Origin of the sequence: Streptomyces sp. NPDC057654 (assembly GCF_042800135.1) — a bacterium.
In the GTDB taxonomy this organism is placed as follows: Bacteria; Actinomycetota; Actinomycetes; order Streptomycetales; family Streptomycetaceae; genus Streptomyces.
Genome location: NZ_JBHVHQ010000986.1, coordinates 1 through 2999 on the forward strand (window position 1 = coordinate 1; position 2999 = coordinate 2999).

Below are 2999 nucleotides of genomic sequence, written 5' to 3' on the forward strand. Positions count from 1 at the left end.
GCCACCGCACCGGCCATGGCGCTCCGCGCACCGGAAACGCCCGCCCTGCCCACTGTCACACGTCTGTTCGGTCTGCCGAAACGCACTCTTGAGTCGCGCAAGGTGTCCCCCTCCATCACATGCCGCACATCAGCACCGGCTACGAGGAGAGCAATGGAAGCGGCGGCATCCCCGACTCGGCAATGAGTCGCGGGACTTGAGAGTCAATTTCCGGCCGCCGCCTCCCACGGCAGGAACGACGAAGCCGTGCCCGGCGCGCCGCGCGGCGCCCGCGCCCCGCGGACGCCCCGCGCGGTCCGGCGCCCGTCCTGGTCGCGTACGGGCTCGTCCACGCAGGGCTTCTCCAGGAGACAGTCCCCCAGGACGAGCACCTCGATGTCGCTGCGGACGAACGTGGCGATGGCGTCGTCCGGGCTGAACACCACCGGCTCGTCGGCCAGGTTGAAGGACGTGTTGATCAGGGCGGGCACCCCCGTCAGCCGACGGAACGCGTCGATCAGGGACCAGTACCGCTCGTTCACCGAGCGGCGGACGATGTGCGGGCGCGCCGTGCCGTCCACGTGCACGGCGGCGGCCAGCATGCGCCGGGCGGCGCCGCGGACCGGGACGGCGGCGAGCATGAATTCGCAGAGGGCGGAGGGCTCGGTCTCGAACATCGCGCTCCAGTACTCCTCCAGAACGCTCGGGGCGAGGGGCCGCCAGATCTCCCTGCCCTTCACGGAGTTGAGACGCGCGACCGCGCTCCGGTGGCGCGGGTCGCAGAGGATGCTGCGCGCGCCGAGGGACCGCTGCCCCACCTCGCCGCGCCCCGAGCACCATGCCACGAGCCGGCCCGCCGCGAGATGGGCGGCCGTCCGGCCGATCACGTCCTCGGTGGACAGGTGCATCGCCGACAGTCCCGCGTCGCGGATCGAGGAGGCGATCTCCTCCGCCGTGATGCCGGGCCCCCAGTAGGCGTGGCGCATGCGGTGGGCCGGGCCGGTGTCGTCGCGGCCGCTCAGCTCCCGGTCCGCGAGGAGGGCCGCGCCGAGGCCGACCCCGGCGTCGTGCGGGACGGGCGGCACGTAGATGTCGGAGAAGATCCCCGAGCGCAGCAGCCGTCCGTTCGCCGCGCAGTTCAGCGCCACTCCCCCGGCCAGCACCAGCCGGTCGGCTCCGGTGCGGCGGCGCGCGAACCGGGCCAGTTCCAGCATGACGTCCTCCAGCGCCGCCTGCACCGACGCGGCGAAGGACGCGTGGGCCATCGGCTCGTTCCGGTCGCCTTCCGCATAGGGGTAGTTGTTCTTCCCGAAGTATTCGTACAAGAAGTCATGCAGTTGGAGGTAGTGCTGGGCGGGGCGGCGGCGCGGGGCGGGCGCGCCGGGAAAGGTGTAGTCGTCTTCCGCGGCCGTCAAGGGTATGCCCTGGTCCGGACGTCCGTAGGAGGCGAGGCCCATCAATTTCCCGGCGTCCCACATGGTGAATCCGGCCCATTGGGCGGCGATGGAATAGAAGTTGCCGAGCGACAGGCTGGTGTCCCAGTCGCGAATGACCTCGATCTTTCCGGCGGAGCCCCGCGCCAGGGTGGTGGAGCGGCACTCGCCGCGGCCGTCGAGCACGAGAATCGCCGCGTCCTCGAATCCGCTCGTCCACAGCGCGCTCGCGGCGTGCGCCATGTGGTGCGGCACGAACCGGGTGGGCGGCCGCCTCCCGCCGCTGCCCGGCAGCAGCCATTCATGGAACCGCGCGGAGTCGAAGGGCGCCCCCTCCACCTCGCTGAGCAGCGGAACGTCCCAGCCCACGGCGGTCTCGGCCACGTCGGACAGAGAGATGTCCGCGGCCCGCAGGCAGGCGGCGACGGCCTTTCGCGGAGACTCGCCGAATGCCCGCTTCCGTCGGCTCAGCCGCTCCTGCTCCGCCATCACGAGCAGTTCCCCGTCCTTCAGCAGGCACGCCGAAGAGTCATGGGGTCCGGTATTGACGCCGAGTATGTACATCGCTCCCCGCTCCCTCGTATCGCGCCCCGCAGCGGCTGGCCGATTCGCGCCGCGCCCGGATACCGGGCGTTCCCGACCGTTCGCCCGTCATTGACAGGTACATCGTCCGCTGTTACGTTGACCGTCGGTCAAGATCACGGCAATTCAAGATCAGAGAAATTCAAGATCGCACCATTGCGGCCATGGCAATCGACCGTCGGATCATAGCCGTTCAGCGAACCGCGTCAAGCACGGAAATCCCGCCCGGCCAGCGCAATGCGAATCGCCATGGGGAGCATTCCTTGCCCTATTTCCGCAGAGGATTACGGACGGACCGCAGGCTATTTTGCGCGGGCGCCTATCGCACGGACATTCCGGTCAGGACCGGAGCGGGCAGGGCCCGACGGCCGGGCGGGGGCCGGTGACGGGGCAGGGCCCGGTGACGCGGGCCGAGGGCGTACCGGTGCTCAAGGCCGTACTCCTGGACCGGGACGGCGTGCTCAACGTCAACCGGCCGGGATATGTGCGGTCGGCAGAGGACTGGGAGTGGCTGCCCGGCGCGCGTATCGGGTACGGGCTGCTGGCGGCGGCCGGGCTGCCGATGGTGGTGATCACCAATCAGAGCGCCGTCGGCCGCGGCCTCATGACGGTGGACGCCCTCGATGCCGTCCACGCCCGGATGACCGCCGGCCTCGCCGCGGACGGCGCCGCTCCCCCGCGCGTCGTGTACTGCCCCCACGCCCCGGAGACGGCTTGCGCGTGCCGCAAGCCGCGGCCTGGCATGGTGCTGCGCGCGCTCGGGTTCACCGGCACGGCCCCGCACGAGACGGTGCTCATCGGCGACCACGAATCGGATCTGCGGGCCGCTGCGGCGGCCGGCTGCCGGTCGCTGCACGTGCGCTCGGGCCGCGGCGCCCTGCCGCCGCAGCCGCCGCCCGGCTGCCTGGGCAGCGTCGCCGACCTCCGCGCCGCGGCCGCGATGCTGGTCGGGTCGGCGGGGCCGTACGCCTTGCCGCGCGTCTGAGCCGGGGCGCGGCGGCAAGG

General features: G+C 71.6%; 2 protein-coding genes. One reads left to right on the plus strand and one right to left on the minus strand.

Annotated features, from left to right (window positions below):
- Nucleotides 1–203 precede the first annotated feature (203 nt).
- Nucleotides 204–1976 (minus strand): carbamoyltransferase, encoded by a 1773-nt coding sequence (locus ACFU99_RS39305; protein WP_384402229.1) that lies wholly within the window; start codon nt 1974–1976, stop codon nt 204–206.
- Nucleotides 1977–2376: 400 nt separating this feature from the next.
- On the opposite strand from ACFU99_RS39305, the gene ACFU99_RS39310 reads away from it, so the two are divergent.
- On the plus strand, nt 2377–2979 hold the full coding sequence (locus tag ACFU99_RS39310) for a D-glycero-alpha-D-manno-heptose-1,7-bisphosphate 7-phosphatase (protein WP_384402232.1): 603 nt from the start codon (nt 2377–2379) through the stop codon (nt 2977–2979).
- Nucleotides 2980–2999 lie beyond the last annotated feature (20 nt).